Annotated in this window: 18 protein-coding genes; 4 read left to right on the top strand and 14 right to left on the bottom strand. The window is 70.4% G+C overall.

Annotation, left to right across the window (positions count from 1 at the left end):
• Window positions 1-105: 105 nt before the first annotated feature.
• Window positions 106-2,625, bottom strand: coding sequence for a beta-glucosidase family protein (locus ASF40_RS18445; RefSeq protein WP_200919531.1), 2,520 nt, complete (start codon window positions 2,623-2,625; stop codon window positions 106-108).
• A gap of 177 nt (window positions 2,626-2,802) precedes the next feature.
• Between ASF40_RS18445 and ASF40_RS21370 the strand changes: the two genes are divergently transcribed.
• Together ASF40_RS21370 and ASF40_RS18450 are read left to right on the top strand one after the other, a co-directional pair.
• Entirely contained in the window at window positions 2,803-2,949 is a 147-nt protein-coding gene (locus ASF40_RS21370) for a hypothetical protein (RefSeq protein ID WP_200919532.1), read from the top strand.
• 49 nt (window positions 2,950-2,998) lie between these two features.
• Window positions 2,999-4,606: a DHA2 family efflux MFS transporter permease subunit gene (locus ASF40_RS18450; RefSeq protein WP_056371852.1), complete on the top strand. Its 1,608-nt coding sequence runs from the start codon at window positions 2,999-3,001 to the stop codon at window positions 4,604-4,606.
• Between the two features lie 105 nt (window positions 4,607-4,711).
• On the opposite strand, the gene ASF40_RS18455 is transcribed toward ASF40_RS18450, so the two are convergent.
• Genes ASF40_RS18455 through ASF40_RS18465 form a run of 3 tightly spaced genes read right to left on the bottom strand, consistent with a single transcriptional unit; the run spans window position 4,712 to window position 8,225 of the window.
• Window positions 4,712-5,557 (bottom strand): transglutaminase family protein, encoded by an 846-nt coding sequence (locus ASF40_RS18455; RefSeq protein WP_056371854.1) that lies wholly within the window; start codon window positions 5,555-5,557, stop codon window positions 4,712-4,714.
• The gene (locus ASF40_RS18460; RefSeq protein WP_056371856.1) at window positions 5,554-6,486 is read right to left on the bottom strand and encodes an alpha-E domain-containing protein; all 933 of its coding nucleotides are present in this window, start codon (window positions 6,484-6,486) and stop codon (window positions 5,554-5,556) included. The genes ASF40_RS18455 and ASF40_RS18460 overlap by 4 nt, the downstream gene beginning before the upstream one ends.
• Complete coding sequence (locus ASF40_RS18465) at window positions 6,480-8,225, bottom strand: circularly permuted type 2 ATP-grasp protein (RefSeq protein ID WP_235560284.1); 1,746 nt, start codon at window positions 8,223-8,225, stop codon at window positions 6,480-6,482. The genes ASF40_RS18460 and ASF40_RS18465 overlap by 7 nt, the downstream gene beginning before the upstream one ends.
• Before the next feature lie 89 nt (window positions 8,226-8,314).
• Between ASF40_RS18465 and ASF40_RS18470 the strand changes: the two genes are divergently transcribed.
• Window positions 8,315-9,952, top strand: a complete 1,638-nt coding sequence (locus ASF40_RS18470; RefSeq protein ID WP_056371857.1) for a molybdopterin-dependent oxidoreductase — start codon at window positions 8,315-8,317, stop codon at window positions 9,950-9,952.
• Window positions 9,953-9,980: 28 nt separating this feature from the next.
• Here ASF40_RS18470 and rocD read toward each other — a convergent pair whose 3' ends face one another.
• From rocD to ASF40_RS18495, 5 genes are all read right to left on the bottom strand, one after another.
• A complete protein-coding gene (rocD, locus tag ASF40_RS18475; RefSeq protein WP_056371859.1) occupies window positions 9,981-11,207 on the bottom strand; it encodes an ornithine--oxo-acid transaminase in 1,227 nt (408 codons plus the stop codon).
• A 23-nt stretch (window positions 11,208-11,230) separates the two neighbouring features.
• Window positions 11,231-12,115 carry a dimethylargininase gene (ddaH, locus tag ASF40_RS18480; RefSeq protein ID WP_056371861.1) on the bottom strand — a complete coding sequence of 295 codons (885 nt, stop codon included), beginning with the start codon at window positions 12,113-12,115 and terminating at the stop codon, window positions 11,231-11,233.
• Between the two features lie 170 nt (window positions 12,116-12,285).
• On the bottom strand, window positions 12,286-13,332 hold the full coding sequence (locus ASF40_RS18485) for an NAD(P)-dependent alcohol dehydrogenase (RefSeq protein WP_056371863.1): 1,047 nt from the start codon (window positions 13,330-13,332) through the stop codon (window positions 12,286-12,288).
• Window position 13,333: 1 nt separating this feature from the next.
• Window positions 13,334-13,549 carry a helix-turn-helix transcriptional regulator gene (locus ASF40_RS18490; RefSeq protein WP_056371865.1) on the bottom strand — a complete coding sequence of 72 codons (216 nt, stop codon included), beginning with the start codon at window positions 13,547-13,549 and terminating at the stop codon, window positions 13,334-13,336.
• On the bottom strand, window positions 13,549-13,983 hold the full coding sequence (locus ASF40_RS18495) for a hypothetical protein (RefSeq protein WP_056371867.1): 435 nt from the start codon (window positions 13,981-13,983) through the stop codon (window positions 13,549-13,551). Before ASF40_RS18495 ends, ASF40_RS18490 begins: the two co-directional genes overlap by 1 nt.
• Window positions 13,984-14,196: 213 nt before the next feature.
• Between ASF40_RS18495 and ASF40_RS18500 the strand changes: the two genes are divergently transcribed.
• Window positions 14,197-15,213: a LacI family DNA-binding transcriptional regulator gene (locus tag ASF40_RS18500; RefSeq protein ID WP_056372056.1), complete on the top strand. Its 1,017-nt coding sequence runs from the start codon at window positions 14,197-14,199 to the stop codon at window positions 15,211-15,213.
• 27 nt (window positions 15,214-15,240) lie between these two features.
• On the opposite strand, the gene ASF40_RS18505 is transcribed toward ASF40_RS18500, so the two are convergent.
• From ASF40_RS18505 to ASF40_RS18525, 5 genes are all read right to left on the bottom strand, one after another.
• A complete protein-coding gene (locus ASF40_RS18505; protein ID WP_056372058.1) occupies window positions 15,241-16,242 on the bottom strand; it encodes an arabinan endo-1,5-alpha-L-arabinosidase in 1,002 nt (333 codons plus the stop codon).
• Complete coding sequence (gene arfA / locus ASF40_RS18510) at window positions 16,239-17,768, bottom strand: arabinosylfuranosidase ArfA (protein ID WP_056371870.1); 1,530 nt, start codon at window positions 17,766-17,768, stop codon at window positions 16,239-16,241. The genes ASF40_RS18505 and arfA overlap by 4 nt, the downstream gene beginning before the upstream one ends.
• Window positions 17,769-17,861: 93 nt before the next feature.
• Window positions 17,862-18,542, bottom strand: coding sequence for a YesL family protein (locus ASF40_RS18515; RefSeq protein ID WP_157549799.1), 681 nt, complete (start codon window positions 18,540-18,542; stop codon window positions 17,862-17,864).
• Entirely contained in the window at window positions 18,539-19,843 is a 1,305-nt protein-coding gene (locus ASF40_RS18520) for an arabinan endo-1,5-alpha-L-arabinosidase (RefSeq protein ID WP_056371874.1), read from the bottom strand. The genes ASF40_RS18515 and ASF40_RS18520 overlap by 4 nt, the downstream gene beginning before the upstream one ends.
• Window position 19,844: 1 nt before the next feature.
• Window positions 19,845-20,804 (bottom strand): carbohydrate ABC transporter permease, encoded by a 960-nt coding sequence (locus tag ASF40_RS18525; RefSeq protein WP_082497195.1) that lies wholly within the window; start codon window positions 20,802-20,804, stop codon window positions 19,845-19,847.
• Window positions 20,805-20,806 lie beyond the last annotated feature (2 nt).

Raw genomic sequence — 20,806 nt, forward strand, 5'->3', positions numbered from 1 at the left:
GCAAACGTACCCCGGTGCGCCCGGGAAAGCGTCGTCCGCCCCGTGGCGGCACCACGGGGCGGACGGTGGTCCGGGGGCGACCCAGGGAGTGCCGCCCCCGGGGTCTCAGCGCAGGTCCTTGCGGTTCACCTGGACGATCTCGCTGACGTTCCCGCTGTTGTCGGTGACGCGGAACGAGACGGTGCTCTTCGCGTCGACCTGCAGCGGTCCCGTGTACGGGGCCCATGCCGAGGCATCCTGCTTGTTCTTCTGGGTCGAGTACTCGATCAGCGCGACGCCGCTCAGTTCGTCCGACGCTGCGACCACGACCTTCTGGCTGCCGTCGACCGTGATCGAGGTGATCTTCGGCGCGACACGGTCGACGAAGACGTCCTGTGTGAGCGGCAGATCGCGCGACGACGATCCGACGGCGAAGGTGTACTCGCCGTCCAGCACGGTCCACGTGTCGGCGTCCACATCCCAGATCGAGAAGGGCTGGTTGCTCGCCGTCGAGTCGACGACGACCTCGACCCGGGTGCTCGCACCCGCCGCGAGTTCGACGCGGTCGAAGCCGACGAGCCGCTTGCCGGGCTCCTCGGCCGCGTCCGGCAGCGTCAGGTAGACCTGCGGGATCTCCGCACCGGCGCGGGCGCCGGCGTTGGTCACCGTGAACGACACCTTCGACAGCACGTCACCGGTCGCGGGGTCGTCCACGTGGTCGACCGCCAGGTCGCTGTACGCGAAGGACGTGTACGACAGGCCGTGCCCGAACTCGAACAGCGGCTCGATGCCCTGCGCGTCGTACCACTTGTAGCCGACCTGGAGACCCTCGGTGTAGTTCACCTGGCGCGCCTCCGTCGACCCGGCGGGCCGGGTCGTCGACCCATTGGAGAAGATGCCGGGGTAGCGTGCCGGGTCGCTCCCGGTCGGCGTGTCTGTCACCGACTTGGGGAAGGTCATCGGCAGCTTGCCCGACGGGTTGACGTCGCCCCAGAGAAGCGCCGCCAGGGCGGGGCCCATCTGCTCACCGGCGAACCAGTTGCTGAACACCGCGTCGACGTCGTCGATCCACGGCATCTCGACCGCGGTTCCGCTGTTGAGAACCACCACGGTGTCGTCGTTCGCCGCGGCGACAGCCTGCACGAGCGCGTCACCGTTCGAGTCGAGGCGGAGGTCCGCCGTGTCGGCGAACTCGCCCGTGCGGATGTAGCCGAAGACGATGGCGACGTCGGCCTGGGCAGCGGTCGCGGCGACCGAGGCGAGGTCGGCGCCGTTGTTGTACACGACGCTTCCGCCCGCGGCCTGGACGCGCTGTGTGATCGCCGTGAGCGGATCGACGACGTTGGCGCAGTTGAGCACGCCGCCCGCACCGAATCCGCCGGCCGAGCACGCCTGCGCGGAGCTGATGCCGCCGGTCGGCGTCTTCGAGGCCGTCGGACCGACGACCGCCACCGTCAGTGGTCCGTCGTCGAGGGGCAGGATGCCGTCGTCGTTCTTCAGCAGCACGGCACTCTCCTCGGCGAGCTCGCGCGCCAGGGCGCGGGACTCGTCCGTCGCGGTGACGGGCTTCGAGGTCGCGGGGAGCGGGTGATCGAACAGCCCCTCCTTGATATAGGTGCGCACGACCCGGAACGCGGCCTCGTCGATGCGCTGCTGGGTGATCTGCCCCGCCGCCAGAGCCGCGTCCAGGCGAGCCGGCGTGAACCAGATCGGGCGGTTGAGCTCCTGGTCGAGGCCGGCCATGAGCGACGGACCGGTCGAGTGGACCGAGCCGAAGTCGCTCATGACGTAGCCGTCGAAGCCCATCTTGTCGCGCAGGCTCGTCGTGAGGATGTCGTTCTCGCACGACCAGATGCCGTTGATCTGGTTGTACGAGCACATCAGACTGTCGGGGTCGCTCTCCTTGATCGCGATCTCGTACGGCAGGTCGTACACCTGCCGGAACGTGCGCTCGTCGATGTTCGAGGAGCTGTTGTTGCGGTCGAGCTCCTGCTCGTTCGCGACGTAGTGCTTGAGGTTGGCGATGACCGGCTTGTCGGGGCTGCTGCCGTCCTCGATGCCGCGGACGTTCGCGGCGCCCATGAGGCCGGAGAGCAGTGCATCCTCGCCGAAGTACTCCGCATTGCGACCCGAGAGCGGGGTGCGTCCGCTGGCGACGCCCGGGCCGAGGATGACGTTGCTGCGGTTGTCGAACGCCTCGTCCGCGTGGATCGCGCCCTTCTGCTCATTGAGCTCGAGGTTCCAGGAGGCGGCTATGGCGATGGGCCCCGGCCATGCGGTGGTGCCCGCCTTGCCGTGTGCGCCCTCGGCACCGTTGGAGTAGATGACGGTGGGTGTGCAGTCCACCTGCACGGGGTAGACGACGCCGCCCGACCAGGTCGTCTGCTGCGGGCTGTTCGCGGGCTGCTCCACGAGCCAGCGGTACTTCTGGTGCTGCGTGCTGGCGGCCAGCAGCGCCTCAGCCCGCTGGTCGGCCGACTTCGAGGTGTCCATCCAGGGGACGGTGGCGCAGTCGGCGGCTGCAGCGGGTGCCGCGAACGCGACAGTTCCCCCCGCGGCGATCAGTGCGGCGCCGAGCAGGAGCGCCGTGGTACGTCGGCGCGCGCGCGGATTTCGCGCGAGGTTGGTGGATTGAGGCGACATCATTGTGCTTTTCCTCTCCCTTGAGGTCGATCCGTAGATCGCTCTACGTTGTGTAGACCGCTCTACGGTGACACGTTTCATCATCGAACGTCAAGGAAACTTTCCGCAGATTCCGAAGTTGCCTGCAGGCCTCCGTCAAGCCCCGGGCGGCAGCATCCGTCCCCCGCTAGCGTGACCGCCATGGACGAACGGCGAACCGACGACCGAGCCCCTGAAGGCGACAGCCCGCTGGGCGGCGACAAGACCACCGAGGAACAGCTCGAGGCCGACAACCCCGTCGAGGAGGAGACGCTCGAGACGCTGGACCCCGACAGCCCTCCTGCCTGAGGGTGGGGAAGGTCTGGATCGAGGTGATATCGCTAGATAAGCTAGCGATATGACCTCGGGTTCACGCCGCCGCTGGGCGGGGCTGGTGTTCATCAGCGTCGCCGTCGCGCTCATCATCGTCGACTCCACCATCGTCAACGTCGCGATCCCCGCCATCGTCGACGATCTGGGAATCACGTCCAGCGAGGTGCAGTGGGTGCAGGAGGCGTACACCCTCGTCTTCGCGTCACTGCTGCTCGTCTTCGGCGCGCTCGCCGACCGATGGGGACGACGACGGATGCTGCTCATCGGCGTGGTCATCTTCACCCTCGCCTCCGTGGGGGCCGCGCTGGCGACGACGGGCGGACTCCTGATCGGCGCGCGCTTCATCCAGGGCGTCGGCGGCGCCATGATGCTCCCCACGACGCTGTCGCTGCTCAACGCGACGTTCCGGGGCCGCGAGCGGGCCGTCGCCTTCGCGGTCTGGGGCTCGACGATCGGCGGTATGGCCGCGGTCGGCCCGCTGCTGGGCGGCTGGCTGACGACCGAGTTCTCCTGGCACTGGGCGTTCCTCATCAACGTGCCGCTCGGGATCGCCATCGTGGTCGGGGTGCTGCTGACCGTGGACGAATCGCGCGGCGATGCCGTGTCGATCGACCTCTTCGGCGCGCTGCTGTCGGTGATCACCGTCGGAGCCCTCGTGTTCGGGCTGATCGAAGGACGCACCTACGGCTGGCTCACCGCCGAGAAGGAACTGACGATCGGCGGATGGACCTGGCCATGGGACATCTCCCCCGTCGCCGTGGCGTTCGCCATCGCCGCCCTAGGCGTCGTGTCGTTCATCTGGTGGGGGTTTCATCGCCGCCGGGTCGGCAAGCCGACGGTCATCGCGTTCGGGCTCTTCCGCATCCCCTCGTTCCGCAACGGCAACGTCGCCGCGATGGTGGTCTCGCTCGGCGAGTTCGGGCTGATCCTCGCACTTCCGCTCTGGCTGCAGTTCGTGCTCGGGTTCGAGGCCGTCCAGACCGGCCTGATCCTCCTCGCCCTCGCGATCGGCTCCTTCGCTGCGAGCGGACTGGCGGGGGCCCTGAGCGGACGCGTGGCACCGGTGTGGATCGTGCGCGTCGGCATCGTGGCCGAGATCATCGGCATCGCAGCGGTCGGCTTCGTCATCGCGCCGGACGCCTCATGGGTGCCGCTGATCCCCGCACTCTTCGTGTACGGATTCGGCGTCGGGCTCGCCACAGCGCAGCTCACGGGCGTGGTGCTCGCCGACGTCCCGACCGCCGAGGGCGGCCAGGCCTCGGGAACCCAGTCGACGGCACGCCAGCTCGGGGCGGCGCTCGGCATCGCCATCCTCGGCACGATCCTCTTCTCCACGACCTCCGCGGTGCTCACGGCGAAGCTCGACGACCGCGCGATCCCCGCCGAGCAGCGCGACCAGGTCGTCTCGGCCGTGGTCGACAGCGCCGGCGGCGCGATCGCGGGCCTCGCCGAATCGCCTCAGACAGAGCAGTTCGCCGACGACGCGAAGGCCGCGTTCTCGGAAGGCACGAAGTACGCCAGCTTCGCCGCCGCGGGCTTCCTCGCGGTGGGCCTCTTGGCCACGCTCTCGCTCGGGAGCGGCAGGCCGCGCGACGAGGAGCGCATCGAGGTCGAAGCCGCCGAACCGGCCTGAGCCGCAGCATCCGTCGCCCGGAACCCGGAGATCCGGCGGAGATCGGATGCCTCGGCCCGAGGCATCCGATTCTCGCCTCCGATCCTTGAGGGGTGACGCCGTCGACTACACCTCGCGCGTGATCGTGACCTTGACGTGCAGGTTGCTCTTGAACGGGCCGGCGTAGACGCCGCGCAGCGGCGGCACGTCGCCGTAGTCGCGGCCCCGGCCGACGAGCACGTGCCGGTCGCCGATCTCGATGTTGTTGGTGGGGTCGAACCCCTGCCACTCCCCCGCGAACCACTCGATCCACGCGTGGGACTCGCCTGTGACCGCGACGCCCACCTCGGCCGACGGCCGCGGGTGCAGGTAGCCCGACACGTACCGCGCCGGGATGCCGACCTCCCGCAGCGCGCCGAGGGCGATGTGGGCCATGTCCTGGCAGACGCCCTTTCGCGCCTCCCACGCCTCGGCCGCGGTCGAGTGCACGCCGGTGATGCCGTGCATGTACTCGACGGCGTCGCCGATGGCGACGGCGATCGCGTGCGCGGCGCGGCCGGGGTGGTCGTGCTGTGCGGCGATCGACCGTGCGAGCTCGGCGACCTCCTCGTGCGGCCGGGTGCGTCGGGTCTGCGACATCTGCTCGACGGTCTCGAGCGAGCGGGCCGCCTCGCGGGCGAGGCCCTCCCACGTCACGTCGATGTGCTCGAGCGGCCGCGGCCGCACCTCGACCAGCGAACGTGCGGTGATCGTGAGCGACGAGTGGGGCGACAGCACGTCGAACGCCGCGACCCGCGTGCCGAAGTAGTCGACGTACTGGTTGACGGAGGTCGACGGCTCGATGTCGAGCGATGAGTTGAGCACGAACTGGCTGTCGGTGGAACCCGGCAGCATGCGCGCCTCGTTGTACGACGCGGTGACGTCGCCCTGATAGCTGAAGCCGGTCTGATGCTCGATCCGGAGGCGCTTCATGAGATCTCTCCGATCCAGCTGGGCTCGGCCTGCGTCGGGAAGAACCGGCCGCGGATGGCTTCGGATGCCTCGCGCGTGACCGTCTGCACGCGGTCCATGTGCGTCGGCAGCTCGCCGAGGATCTCGGAGATCGGCCGGTACTCGAGGTCGTTGCGGATCTGGCCGAGGGCCCGCAGCACCGTGTTGGAGTGGCCTACGCGGTCGGCGCGCGGGTCGATGGCGCTCATGCACTCCTCGGCGCGCTGGATCGAGTAGATGATCGAGCGCGGGAAGAGGCGGTCGAGCAGCAGGAACTCGGCCGCGTTGCGCGCGCTCGGCATGCCGCGGTAGGTGCGGAGGTACGCCTCGTAGGCGCCGCACGAGCGCAGGATGGTCGTCCACGACGGACCGGATGCCTCGGTCAGCGACCGCGTGGCCAGCAGGCGCGCGGTCATGTCGGTGCGCTCGATGCTGCGCCCCAGCGTGAAGAACTGCCAGGCCTCGTCGCGGCTCGTCGACGAGTCCACGATGCCGACGGCGAGCGCCGCACGCTCGCGCACCCACTGGAAGAACTCGTGCACGCGGTCGTTCTGCAGGCGTCGGGGCATGCGGGCGTTCGTCGTGTTGAGCGTCTCCCACAGCTCGCTCGAGACGATCTCGCGCGCGCGGCGCGCGTTCTCGCGCGCGGCGGTGAGCGCGTAGGCGATGCTCGACGGGTTCATGCGGTCGACGGCGAGACGTGCGAGCACGTCCTCGCGGCGCACCTGGTCCACGCCGTCGGGCACGGCGGAGCCCATGACGCTGAGGAGCGACCGGCAGGCCGTGTCCTCGTCGATCCACGGGTCTTCGAGGAGCAGCTGCAGGTGCACGTCGAGGATGCGGGCGGTGCCGTCGCTGCGCTCGATGTAACGCCCGATCCAGAAGAGGCTCTCGGCGATGCGGCTCAGCATGACGTTTCCTCGGAGGCTCGGCGCGTTTCGTCTCGCTCGTTCCTCGCTCGCTCAACGACCGGGAGTTCGGCAGCCTGCTCCGCAGCCTGCTGCTGCTGCTCCTGCTGCTCGACGCGCGAGCGGGGGCGGTCGTGCGGCGAGTGGGTGGGCTCCGTCTGCGGGTCGTAGATGATGGGGATCGCCTCGGTCACGGTCGCGGCCTGGTCGGCGACGAGCTCCGGCACGCCTCGTCCGTGGCCGTACTCGACCTGGCCCGGCGCGGAGCCGCCGACGATCCAGGTGTCCTTCGAGCCGCCGCCCTGGCTGGAGTTCACGACGAGCTGTCCCTCCGGGAGCGCCACGCGGGTCAGGCCGCCGGGGAGCACCCACACGTCCTCGCCGTCGTTGACCGCGAAGGGGCGGAGGTCGGCGTGACGGGGACGCATGCCGTCCTCGACGAGGGTGGGGATCGTCGACAGCATGACCACCGGCTGCGCGATCCATCCGCGGGGGTCGGCGAGCAGGTTCTTGCGGAGCTTCTCGAGCTCGGCAGGCGAGGCATCGGGTCCCACGACCAGGCCCTTGCCGCCGGAGCCGTCGACCGGCTTCACGACGAGCTCGTCGAGGCGGTCGAGCACCTCCTCGAGCGCGTTCGGGTCTTCGAGGCGCCACGTGTCGACGTTCTTGAGGATGGGCTCCTCCGCCAGGTAGTAGCGGATGAGGTCGGGCACGTAGGTGTAGAGCAGCTTGTCGTCGGCGACGCCGTTGCCCACCGCGTTGGCGATCGTGACGTTGCCGAGACGCGCCGCGAGCATGAGCCCGGGGGCCCCGAGCATGGAGTCGGCGCGGAACTGCAGCGGGTCGAGGAAGTCGTCGTCGACGCGGCGGTAGATGACGTCGACGCGCTTGGGCCCGCGGGTCGTGCGCATGAAGACCTTGCCGCCGATGCACAGCAGGTCGCGGCCCTCGACGAGCTCGACGCCCATGAGCCGGGCCAGCAGCGTGTGCTCGAAGTAGGCGGAGTTGTAGACACCGGGGGTGAGCACGACGACGTTCGGGTCTTCGATGCCCGCAGGTGCGGAGGCGCGCAGCGCTGCGAGGAGCTTGTTCGGGTAGTCGCCGACGGGGCGCACCCGCATCGACACGAACAGCTCGGGCAGGGTCTGGGCCATGACCCGGCGGTTCGAGATGACGTAGCTGACGCCGGAGGGCACGCGCACGTTGTCTTCGAGCACGCGCATCTCGCCGTGCTCGTCGCGGATCAGGTCGATTCCCGACACCTGGATGCGCACGCCGTTGGCGGAGTGGATGCCGGCGGCCTGACGGTAGAAGTACTGCGAACTTGCGATGAGTCCGGCGGGCAGCACCTCGTCGCGGACGCAGAACTGGTGCCCGTACGCGTCGTCGAGGAACGCCTCGAGCGCGCGCACGCGCTGCTTGACGCCGGCCTCGATGCGCGACCACTCGTCGTACGTGATCACGCGCGGCACGGCGTCCAGCGGGAACGGCCGTTCCTCGCCGGCGAAGTCGAACGTCACGCCCTGCGCGAGGTACGAGCTCGCGAGGGAATCGGTGCGGCCGCGCAGCTCCTCCTGGGTCATCTGCGCGAGCGCCTGGTAGAGCTCTCGATAGGCCTCACGCGACTCGGCCGGCGCACCCGGGTGGGCCGGGCTCCCGAACATCTCGTCGAACGCGGGTACCCCCGAGGGCGTCTTGCGCGGCGCCAGCGTGGAGCCGTAGCCGTCGAACAGATCACCCATGACATGAGCCTAATGCGGCCTTCGTTGCGCTCGTGTTTCCGAGCCGTTCTCCTGGTCCGCACAGGGCGGATCGGACGTATGCTCCCGCTATGACACGTGAGGCGGATGCCTCCACCCGCGTCGCCGCGAAAGCCCCGGCGCTCTCCGGCGCGGCCGCGGGCGTGGCATCCGTCGTCCTCGGTGCCGGCATCGGCGAACTGATCGCGGCGACCGTCGCACCGTCCGCGAGCCCGTTCGCCGTCATCGGCGGGACACTCATCGACCTCGCGCCGCCGTGGGCGAAGGATGCCGCGATCACGCTGTTCGGCACGGCCGACAAGCTCGCCTTGCTGATCGGCATCGCCGTGGTGCTGCTCGTCCTGGCGGCACTCGTGGGCGTGCTGGAGCTGCGACGGCCGTGGTACGGCGTCGTCGTGTTCGCCGCGCTCGGCGCGGGTGCCGCACTGCTGGCGATGCTGCGGCCCGAGCCTGTGGCTCTGGCCTGGCTGCCCTCGCTGGCGGCGGGCTTGATCGCAGCGACCGCGCTCGCGCTGCTGACGCAGCTCGCGAGAGCGAGGACGGTCTCCCCACCCGCCGGTGACGACGCCGGCGCATCGCCGGACGCCGAGCCCTCCGTGCCGGACGGACCGGAGGGGGGTTCGCGCATGCCGGTCGCCACGACACGCCGCCGGTTCCTGGCCTGGACCGGTGCGGCCGCGGCCGCAGGCGTCCTCGCGGCGATCGCGGGGACGGCGCTGCAGGCGGGCGCGCGCACCGTCACCGCCGTGCGTCAGGCGCTGCGTCTTCCCGCGCCCGCAGTCGCGGCGCCCGCGGTGCCCGCCGGTGCGCAGCTGGACCTCACCGGCATGACGCCGGTCGTGACCCCGAACGCGAGCTTCTATCGCATCGACACCGCACTCGTCGTGCCGCAGGTGGACCCGAGCGATTGGAGCCTGCGGATCCACGGGCTCGTGGAGAACGAGGTCGAGATCGGGTGGGACGAGCTGCTCGCCCTTCCTCTCGAGGAGAGCTGGACCACCCTCGCGTGCGTCTCGAACCCCGTCGGCGGCGACCTCATCGGCAACGCGAAGTGGCTCGGGTATCCGATCCGCCGGCTGCTCGAACGCGCCCGGCCGACGTCCGACGCCGACATGGTGCTGTCGCGCTCGATCGACGGCTTCACCGCGAGCACGCCGCTCGAGGTGCTGCAGGAGGAGGGCCGCAATGCGATCCTCGCGGTCGGGATGAACGACGAACCGCTGCCGGCGGAGCACGGCTTCCCGGTGCGCATGGTCGTCCCGGGGCTGTACGGCTACGTCTCGGCGACCAAGTGGGTCACCGAGCTCGAAGTGACGCGGTTCGACAAGGCCACCGCGTACTGGACGACGCGCGGGTGGTCGGCGAAGGGACCGATCAAGCTGCAGTCACGCATCGACCTGCCGCGGAGTGGCCAGGGACTGAGCGCAGGCGACACCACCATCGCAGGTGTCGCCTGGCAGCAGCACGTGGGCATCGCGAAGGTCGAGGTGCAGGTCGACGGCGGGCCGTGGCGTGAGGCGACCCTCGCATCGGCGATCTCGGACGACACGTGGGTGCAGTGGTCGATCCCCTGGACGGCCGAGCGCGGGGCCCACGAGATCCGCTGCCGGGCGACCAATACCGCGGGCGAGCTGCAGACCGAGGCCGACGCGTGGCCCGCGCCCGACGGCGCGACGGGGTGGCAGCAGCTCAACGTCGACGTGAGCTGAGCCGCCGCAGAACCCCACCGCGGGCGCCTCAGCCCGCGAGCACGAAGCGCAGCTGCTCGACCGCCCAGTCCAGCTCGGTCGCGCGCACGACGAGCGGCGGCGCGATGCGGATCGTCTGGCCATGGGTGTCCTTCGCGAGAACCCCGCGCCCGATGAGACGCTCGGCGATCTCGCGCCCGGTGCCGACCTCGGGGTCGATGTCGACGCCGGCCCAAAGGCCCGCGACGCGCACCGCGGTGACCCCGTGGCCGACGAGCTCCTGGAGCTTCGCCTCGAGGTGCTCGCCGAGGAGCTTCGCGCGGCCCTGGAATTCGCCGGTCTGCAGCATCTCGACCACTCGGAGCCCCACGGCCGCGGCCAGCGGGTTGCCGCCGAACGTCGAGCCGTGCTCGCCCGGGTGGATCACCCCGAGCACGTCGCGGTCGGCGACGACAGCCGAGAGCGGAAGGATGCCGCCGCCCAGCGCTTTGCCGAGGAGGTAGACGTCGGCAACGACGCCCTCGCGGTCGCACGCGAACGTCTCCCCCACCCGGCCGAGGCCGGACTGGATCTCGTCGGCGATGAACAGCACCCCGCGGCGGGTGCAGATCTCACGCACCTTCTTGAGGTAGCCCTCGGGCGGGAGGATGACCCCCGCCTCGCCCTGGATCGGCTCGATGAGCACGGCCACCGTGTCGGCGGTGATCGCCGCGTCGATGACCGCGGCGTCGCCGAACGGCACCGAGATGAAGCCGGGCGTGAACGGACCGAAGTCGGCGCGCGCCTGCGGGTCGTCACTGAACCCGACGATCGTCGTGGTGCGCCCGTGGAAGTTGCCGTGCGCGACGACGATCTTCGCGGCGTCCGCAGCGACGCCCTTCACGCGGTAGCCCCACGCGCGGGCCACCTTGATGCCGGTCTCGACCGCCTCGGCGCCGGTGTTCATCGGCAGCACGAGGTCTTTGCCGCACAACTCGGCGAGCGCCGCGGCGAAGGGCCCGAGACGGTCGTTGTGGTACGCGCGGCTGGTGAGCGTGAGGCGGTTCAGCTGCTCCTGCGCGGCGGCGAGGATCGCGGGATGCCCGTGCCCGAAGTTGAGGGCCGAGTAGGCCGAGAGCAGGTCGAGGTAGCGCTTGCCCTCGACATCCGTCACCCATGCTCCCTCGCCGCGCGAGATCACGACCGGGAGCGGGTGGTAGTTGTGGGCGACGTGCTCCTCTTCGGCGGCGATGATCTGGCTCATCGCGGCGTCGAGTGAGGTGGAGGCGGCGGTCATCAGGAACTCCTCTTTCGCGCGGGTCAGCGTCGCAGCTCGAGCGTGCAGCACTTGATGCCGCCGCCGCCGAGCAGCAGCTCGGACAGGTCGACGAGCACCGGGTTGTAGCCGCGCTCGCGCAGCTGAGCCTCGAAGCCCGTCGCACGCGGGGAGATGATCACGTTCAGGCCGTCGCTGGCCGAGTTGAGGCCGAACACGGCGCCGTCGGCGTCGGCGACGCGGATCGCGTCGGGGTAGCGCTCGGCGAGGATCGCCTGGCTGCGCTCGTCGAAGGCGTGCTCGAGGTACGCGATGTTGGCCTTCTCGACGCCACCGGGGCCCTCGATCGGGTCGAGCACGGAGATCGCGGTGTCGAGGTGGTAGAACCGCGGGTCGACGAGGTTGAGGCTCACGACCTCCTTGCCGAACACGTCGGCGAGCTCGCGGTGGCTGTCGCCGGTCGAGCGGAAGCCGGTGCCCGCGAGGATCGTGTCGCCGACGAGCAGGAAGTCGCCCTCGCCCTCGTTGACCTCGACGGGCTCCGCGACCTCGAAGCCGTTGTCACGGAACCAGTCCATGAACGCGGGCCCCTCGGGGACGCGCTCCTGGAAGCGGAACTTCGCGCCGTACGCGACGTTGTCGATGACGAACCCGCCGTTGGCCGTGTAGACCATGTCGGGAAGACCCTCGATGGGGTCGATGAGGTGCACCTCGTGGCCGAGCGCGAGGTACGTGTCGTAGAGGGCCTGCCACTGGCGCACCGCGAGGGCGGTGTCGGTGGGGTTCGCCGGCTCCATCCACGGGTTGATCGTGTAGCTCACCGTGAAGTGCTCGGGGCGGCACATCAGGTAGCGGCGGATCTGCTGGATCCGGCCGGTGGCGGACCCGGTGACCGGGGCGGTGGCGGGCGCGGTGTTCTGCGTGGACATCTTGCTCCTGTAGAGGCGCGGCGGACGCTGTCCAGAGGCCCGGCGGAGCTGAGGAAGCCGTCAACCGGGCACGCCTCGTCCATTGTCTCACGGCCGCTGCGCACGGCCCGGAAATGCGGCCGCGGGCCCCCACGCCTCCTCGACTGGCGCGTGGGCCCCGCTGCACCCCGTCACTCCGCGAGGACAACCACCTTGCCCGCCACGTGGCCGTCGGCAACGCGTGCCAGCGCGGCGTCCGCCTCGGCGAACGGGTAGCGCCGCTCGATGACGGGACTCAGCCTCCCGGCCGCGGCGAGCGCGAGCAGCTCGGCGAGCACGTCGGGCTTGGCGACCGCGGCGAGCGGGCGCAGCGGGCGCTTCGAGCCGATCGAGCGCAGTGCGGCGGCGGCGATGCGCCCGATCGGCCCGAGCACGCGACCGCCCTCGCCGGAGACGAGCACGACCCGGCCTCCGTCGCGCACGAGCCGCTGCAGGTCCCGCTGGGAAGCGGTGCCGGCGATGTCGATGACGGCGTCGAACCGCCCCTCTCCGAGCTCGGCCGACCCCGGCTGCACGTGCCGGTAGTCGAACGTGTGCGACGCGCCCAGTCCCTCGACGAGCGTGAGGTTGCGCTGTCCGCACAGCGCCCACACCTCCGCGCCGCGACCGGCGGCGAGCTGCACCGCGAAGGTGCCGACGCCACCCGAGGCGCCGATCACGAGCACCCGCTGCGGCGCCGCGCCCGGGGGCGCGGCATCCGTGACGGCACCGAGCTGCAGCGCCTGCCAGGCCGTGCCACCGGCGACCGGCAGGCTTGCGGCGACCGCGGCGTCGAGCTCGGCGGGGCGTCGCACCAGCCGCCCGACCGGCGCGACGGCGAAGCGTGCGAGGCCGCCGCCGGCGGGAAGCTCGCCGACGACCTCGTCTCCGACGGCGAGCTCCGTCACGCCGTCACCGATCCCGACGACGGTGGCGGCGGCATCCATCCCCCTCACCGCCTGGCGTGGGCGGCGCACGCCGAACGCGAGCCTCACGAGCAGAGGCTCCCCGCGCATGACGCGGATGTCGCCGTTGTTGAGGCCCGTCGCGCGCAGGCGCAGGAGCACCTCGCCGCGGCGCGGCGCCGGCACGTCGATGTTCTCGAGCGCGACGACATCGGCCCCGCCGTAGCGATGCTGCGTCCACGCGGGCATGGAGTCGGTGCGCAGGGCTGCGGGCCCGCGGAGCGGCTTCGTCATGTCATTCCTCCGGGTAGTCGAAGAGGTCGTCGAGTCCGACGCCGAAGGCGCGGGCGAGCTGGAAGGCGAGTTCGAGGGTCGGCGAGTACCGGCCCTGCTCGATGGCGATGAGGGTCTGCCGGGTGACACCCACCCGGCGCGCGAGCTCTGCCTGGGTGATCCCCGCGGCCTCGCGTACGGCGCGGATGGTGTTGGTGACCTTGGTGGGCTTGACCATCAGACGAGCCCGCGGCGGTAGGCGATGACGCTCGCGATGCCGCCGACGATCGAGGACAGCGCGAACCCGAAGAACATGGCGTTGGCGATCCAGAACCAGTCGGCCTCGAACGCGCACAGGATGATGACGCCGAGTCCCGCGATCACGAGGAAGGCCTGGCCGACGCGGGTCGACATGTGCGCGATGTCACGATCGCGCTGGTCGGACTTGCCCACGCCGTCGGGGTCGCGCATGCCGGCGAGCATCCCCCACACGATGCTCACCACGATCGCGCCGACGATGCTGGCGCCGATGATCCACAGCATGATCGGCACCCAGTCGACGTCGGTCAGCGGTCCTCCGTCGGCCTGCTGCAGCACGATCACGGCGTAGACGACCATGCCGATCGCACTGACGATGAGGCTCGCCCAGATGTTGCGCTCTTCGTAGACCATGACCCCTCCCCGATGGTGTAAAGGATTCTTTACATCGAAGATAGGACCACCGTCGCGGGCTGTCAAGAATTCTTTACATCCGATCGCGGTCGATCCGATCGATTGATACGGATGCCTCGACTCGGCCACAATGAGGGGCGCAACGCGGTGGACCTCCTACAACGTTGTAGGATCTGATCACGTCGAGATCTCTCGACGAGGGGGGATGTGACGATGGCCGCCACACTGCACGACGTCGCCCGTCTCGCCGGCGTGTCGATCAAGACGGTGTCGAACGTCATCAACGACTACCCGCACATCCGCCCCACCACGAAGGAGCGGGTCGAGGCCGCCATCGCGGAGCTGGACTACACGCCCAACCTCACCGCACGCAGCCTCCGGTCCGGCCGCACCGGCTCGATCGCGCTGGCAGTGCCCGACCTGGCGCTCGCCTACTTCGCAGAGCTCGCCGCCGCCGTGATCGCCGCTGCCGAGGCATCCGGTCTCGTCGTCACGATCGAGCAGACCGGCAGCGGCGGCCGCCAGCGCGAGCTCGACCTGCTGGCCAGCCCCCGGCGCAAGATGAGCGACGGGCTCATCTTCAGTCCGCTCGAGATGAGCCAGTCCGACGTCGCGCACCTCGACGTCGACTACCCGCTCGTGCTGCTGGGCGAGCGCATCTTCGACGGCCCGACCGACCACCTCACGATGCGCAACGTCGAGGCGGCCCGCGCGGCGACCGAGTACCTCATAGACTCCGGTCGCCGCCGTATCGCGATCGTCGGCGCCCACGAAGGAGAGCTCATCGGCTCGGCCGCGCTGCGCCTGCAGGGATATCGCGAAGCGCTCGAGGCACGTGGCATCCCGTTCGACGGGCGGCTGATCGGTCCGTCGATCGAGTGGCACCGCGCCAACGGCGCGCGCTCCATGCGCGAGATCATCCAGCGCGACGTGCGCTTCGACGCCGTGTTCGCCCTCAACGACACGCTCGCCTTCGGCGCGATGCGCGCCCTGCAGGAGGCGGGCCTGCGCGTGCCCGATGACGTCGCCGTGCTCGGCTTCGACGACATCGACGAGGCGCAGTACTCGATCCCCTCGCTCACGACCGTCGATCCCGGCAGCGACTGGATCGCGCGCACGGCCGTCTCGACGCTCATCGAGCGCATGGGCGGCCTCGACGTCCCGCCGCGGCTGCTCCTCGCCGACTTCGAGATCGTGCAGCGCGAGTCCGCGCCCGCCGTCCCCCGCTGAACCCGGGGAACGCCGCGCAGAGTCCGCTCAGTCCCGCGCCGGCCACTCCGCGGTCGGCCAGCCGTCCCGCCACGCGAGCGGCAGCACGCCGAGGCGGAACTGGCCGTCGAGGTCGGCGTCGTAGAGGTGGAACGCGAGGAGCCCGGCCGAGACCGACTGGCCGCCCGGACCCACCCGGGTGCCGTCGGAGACGAGCACCGGGGTGCCGCCGTCCTCGAGGAGCGGGACGCCCTCGGCGTCGACGTACGGACCGGTCACGGACTCGGAGCGGCCGACCGCGATCGAGTACGTGCTGTCGACGCCCTTGCAGCAGAAGTCCTTCGAGACGAACAGGTAGTAGAAGCCGTCGTGAGGGAGGATGTACGGCGCCTCGATGGCGTTGGGCGGCAGCTGCCGGTCGGCGATGAGGAGCGGTTCGGACTCATCGGCGCGCAGCCCGCTCGGCCACTCGAGCGGCACCATGCGGATGCCGCTCCAGAACGAGCCGAACGCCATCCAGGGCTCGCCGTCCTCGTCCTCGACGATGCCGGGGTCGATCGCGTTGAAGTCGGTGCCCGCCGACTCGATCACGACGCCACGGTCCACCCACTCGTAACCGGGATCTTCGGGGTCGAGCGTCGTGTTCGTGGCGAGCGCGATCAGCGACGTGTTCTTGCCGAACGTCGACGCCGAGTAGTACAGGTACCACGTGCCGTCGTGCTCGTAGAGCTCGGGGGCCCACAGGTTGTCGACGCCGGGGACCGCCTCGACGAGCCATGCGGGCTTCTCGTCCCACACCGTGCCGGCGTCCTCCCAGTCCACGCCGTCGGGCGACCGCCGGATCTGGATGTTGCCGTCGCCGATCCGCCCGTCGCCGGTCGAGTACAAGAGCGACGCCTCGCCCTCCTCCCCCACCACCAACGCGGGGTCGTGCACGAAGGTGTCGCCCGTGGGGGCGGGCACGGCGGGCGCCGCCGCGCATCCGGTCGCGAGCGCGAGGACCGCGACGAAGGCTGCTGCGGCCGCCGCCCGCCGGCCCGCACGGGTCATGCGAGGGCGATCGCCGACCACGACACCGGCGGGAGGGTGACGGTGAGGGTGCCGTCGTCGAGGACGACGCCGTCGAGGGACTTGAGCCCCACGCGCTCCTGGTCGGCGAGTGTGTTCTTGGCGTACACGTCGTCGTCCCACAGCGTGAGGGCTTCGGCCACGGTGGCGACCCCCAGCTCGGACACGTCGACGGTGACCTCGATGGCCTCGGTCTGGCTGCGGTTGACGAGGAACACCGCCGCGGCGCTTCCGTCGAAAGTGACCACCGAGTCGACGAGCGGCGCATCGCCGTACACCGCCGTCTCGTAGCTGCCGGCGTCGATGCGGGGCTTCAGCACCTCGCCGCGTGCGAGGCGGGACGTCACCGAGAACGGGAAGAACGTCGTCTGGCGCCACGCCGCCCCGCCCGGCTCGGTCATGATCGGCGCGATGACGTTGACGAGCTGCGCGAGCGAGGCGGAGGCGACGCGGTCGTGGTTCTTCAGCAGCGTGATCATCAGGTTGCCGAGCACGACGGCGTCGGCCACCGAGTACACGTCCTCGAGCTGGCGCGGCGCATAGCGCCACTCGGCGTTCACCTCGTCGGACTCGCGGTGCTCGTCGAGGTACCAGATGTTCCACTCGTCGAACGAGAGCTTGATCTTCTTCGAAGACTTCAGCTTGTTGCCGACGTGGTCGGCGGTCGAGACGACCGTCTCGATGAAGTACTGCATGTCGAGCGACGACGCGAGGTACGACGCGAGGTCGCCGCCGCGCTCCTGGTAGTACGCGTGGCAGGAGATGAAGTCGACGTGGTCGTAGGCGTGCTCGAGCACCGTGCGCTCCCAGTCGCCGAACGTCGGCATGGCCGAGCCCGACGAGCCGCACACGACGAGCTCGAGGTCACGGTCGGCGGCCTTCATCGCCTGGGCGGTGCGCGCGGCGAGCTTGCCGTAGTCGTCGGCGGTCATGTAGCCCGTCTGCCAGGGGCCGTCCATCTCGTTGCCGAGGCACCACATGCGGATCCCGTGCGGCTCCACCGAACCGTTCGCGATGCGCTGGTCGCTGAGGGTCGTGCCCGACGGGTGGTTGCAGTACTCGAGCAGGTCGAGGGCCGCCTCGATGCCGCGCGTGCCGAGGTTGACCGCCATCATCAGCTCGGAGCCGGTGAGCTTGAGCCAGCGGGAGAACTCGTCGACGCCGACCTGATTGGTCTCGAGCGAGTGCCACGCGAGGTCTCGGCGCACGGGGCGCCGGTCGCGCGGCCCGACGCTGTCCTCCCAGCGGAAGCCCGACACGAAGTTGCCGCCGGGGTAGCGGATGGTGGTCGAGCCGAGCTCGCGCACGAGGTCGACGACGTCGAGCCGGAAGCCGTCCTCGTTCGCCGTCGGGTGGCTGGGCTCGTAGATGCCGTCGTAGACGCACCGGCCGAGGTGCTCGACGAACGAGCCGAAGATGCGGCGGTCGATCGGTGCGACGACGGCCTCGCGGTCGACCGAGACACGGGCCGTGGCGGTCGGGGCAGTCGTGGTGGTCGTGATGGTCACGTTCTCTTCTCCAGGGACGGGCCGGCTGCGGGCAGCACGGCAGGGACGTTCCGGCACGGGTGCGCCGCAAGCGAGGGGTGTTCCCGCGGGCGATCAGGGGATGGCGGATGCCCCGGCCGAAGGTGCGGGGTCACGTCGGCGGTCGCCGGCGCGGGGGTGGTCGGGGTCGAGCGCGGCGAGTCGGTGGTCGACGAACCACCCCGCGACGAAGAGGAGCACGGCGAATCCGATGAGCGGGACGAGCACCGGCAAGAGGGCCAGCGCGACCGCGCCGGATGCCAGGCTCACGAGCATGACGAGGCTCATGACGGGCGACGTGAACGGCAGCACCGCGGCGTAGCGGAGCACCGCGCCGGCGCTCTCGTCGTAGCGGACGGCCACGGTCAGCGCGCAGGCGAACGCGAGCACGGCGACGGCACCCACGACCCAGGTGAACCCGGCGAGCGCCGAGGCCGCGACGCCGTCGAGCGCCGGGAGCACCGCGGTGTCGGCGGCGAGCAGCACCGCGACGACCCCGAACGGCAGGCCGATCAGGTTCGCGCGCCAGAACTGCGCGCGGTAGACGGCGGCGAACTCACGCGCGAGCCCGGTCTCTGCGTCGCCGTCGCGCATGCGGGTGAGGCAGGCCGTCGCGGCTAGTGCGGCCGGCGCGACGCCGAGCACAATGAGGCCGACCACGGTTCCGGCGAGGAAGAGCAGGTTCACGACGATGAGGCCCGCGACGATCCGCAGCCACGCCATCACGCGGCCGGCCCAGCCGTATTCGGTGATCATGGCGTCACCGCCTTCGACCCGGTCCACGCGATGCCCTCGGCGTCCAGCCCGGCGAATGCGAGCACGGCTCGCTCGGCCACCGGGTCCCGCGCGCCGAACACGACCGCGTCGAGCACGATGTCGCCGCCTTCCGCCTGCACGATGAGAGGAGTCGTCACCGCGTCGCCGTCGGTCCGGGCGGCGGCGATCACGCGCAGGGGAACGGATGCCTCCACCCCGCGCCGAGCCGGGTCCAGGCGCACCACGTTCCAGTCGCCGTCGACGCCCTCGGCCTGCGGCAGGCGCTCGGCCTCGTACCCGGCGAACGGGTGCGGCGACACCAGCGGCCAGCCCGAGGCTGTGACGTGCACCCGGCGGATCTGCGCCTCGTGCCGCGTAGGGTCGTCGGCCCGGCGCACGTGATGGACGACGAAGAGCCGATCGCCGTCGCGGAACACCGAGTTGTGACCGGGTGCGATCCAGGCCGTGCCGCCGGGGAACACGTGGCCGCCGAGGATCTTGGTGCCCACGGCATCCGGCGCATCGCCCGCCGTGTCGGTGAGCGACCGGCCGTTCAGGTCGACGTAGGGGCCGGTCACCTCGTCGGCCACCGCGACGCGCACGCTGTAGCTGTCGAACAGCGAGTCGTACGACACGAACAGCACGTACCGGTCCTCTTCGGGGCGGTACACGATGTACGCGCCCTCGACGGCGCCGTCGACGCTCGCCGGGCGGCGGGCGATGAGCGTGCCGGTCTCGCCGGGGCGCTGCGCGAAGCCCGTCGCGGGATCGAGCGGCAGGATGTGGATGCCGCCGAAGAACGAGCCGTACGTGAACCACGGGCGCCCCGCGCGGTCGAAGACGACGGCGGCGTCGATGGCGTTGTGCCCGTCGACGTCGTGCGTGGTCGAGACGACGGGTCCGGCATCCGTCCAAGGCCCAGCCGGGGACGTGGCCGTCGCGAGTCCGATGACGGACGTCCGCGACCCGAACGTGGAGGCCGAGTAGTACATGTGCCAGCACGGCGAGCCGTCGGCTGTCGGCCAGCGCACGACCTCGGGCGCCCAGAGCCCTGCGGCGCCGGTGTGCGCGAGGGCCGGAGCGGGGACGCCGTCGAGGGCGGTGCCGACGAACGTCCAGCGGACGAGGTCGGGCGACGTGCGCACGTGGACGCCCGCGGGGATGGCGTCGACGCCGGCGGCGGCATCCGTCGAGAACATGTACCACTGGCCGTCGTCGCCGCGCACCACGGTGGGGTCGTGCGCGTTGCGCGCACCCCAGGTCGTCGGGTCGGAGGTCGGGTCTGCGATCGGGAACGCCATTTCAGCCCTTCGCCCCGGTCAGCGCGACCGACTCGATGATCTGCCGCTGGAAGATGATGAACACGGCGAGCACCGGGATCAGCGCGATGAACGACGCCGCCATGATCAGCGGGTAGTCCGTCTGGCTGGCGTAGGTCGCGTTGAAGCTCGCGATGACGAGCTGCAGCGTCTGCTTCTCGGGCGAGTTCAGGTAGATGATCGGCGCGAGGTAGTCGTTCCAGACCGCCATGAACCACAGGATGAACTGCGCCGCGATCGCCGGCCGGATCGCCGGGAAGATCAGCGTGAAGAAGATGCGCAGGTAGCCGGCGCCGTCGATCTTGGCCGCCTCGATGATCGAGTCCGGAACCGAGTCGAGGTACTGGCGGATGAAGAAGATCATCACGATGTTGCCGAAGACGCCCGGAAGGATCAGCGGCCACAGGGTGTCGACCATGCCGAGGTCGGCGAACACCTTGAACTGCGGGATCATGATCGTCGGGAACGGGATCATGATCGCCGACAGCAGCAGCAGGAACAGCAGGTTCTTGGCGGGCAGGCGCAGCTTCGCGAACGCGAAGGCCGCGAGCATCGAGGTGACCGTGCCGATGATCGTCACCGTCGCCGACACGATGATCGAGTTCACGATGCCCGAGAGGAGCGGTCCGGCCGACCAGACCCGCACGTAGTTCTCCCACATCACGGGATCGGGGATCCACTGCGGCGGCAGGGCGAAGACGGCTTCGCGGGTCTTGAGCGAGGTGCTGAACGTCCACAGCAGCGGGGCGATCATCACGATGCCGCCGATCGACAGCAGGGCGATGAGCACGACGTTCACGAAGCGGCGCGATGCGGATGCGCGGCGGGGGACGCCGGCGGTGTTGCCGGTGGGACGGCCGAGACGGCGCTTGGGCAGACGCCGGGGCTTGCCGGTGACCTCCGCGTCGAGCGCGGACAGGGTGTCGGGGGTGGTGAGCGTCATGA

Source organism: Microbacterium sp. Leaf288 (genome assembly GCF_001422925.1).
GTDB lineage: Bacteria > Actinomycetota > Actinomycetes > Actinomycetales > Microbacteriaceae > Microbacterium.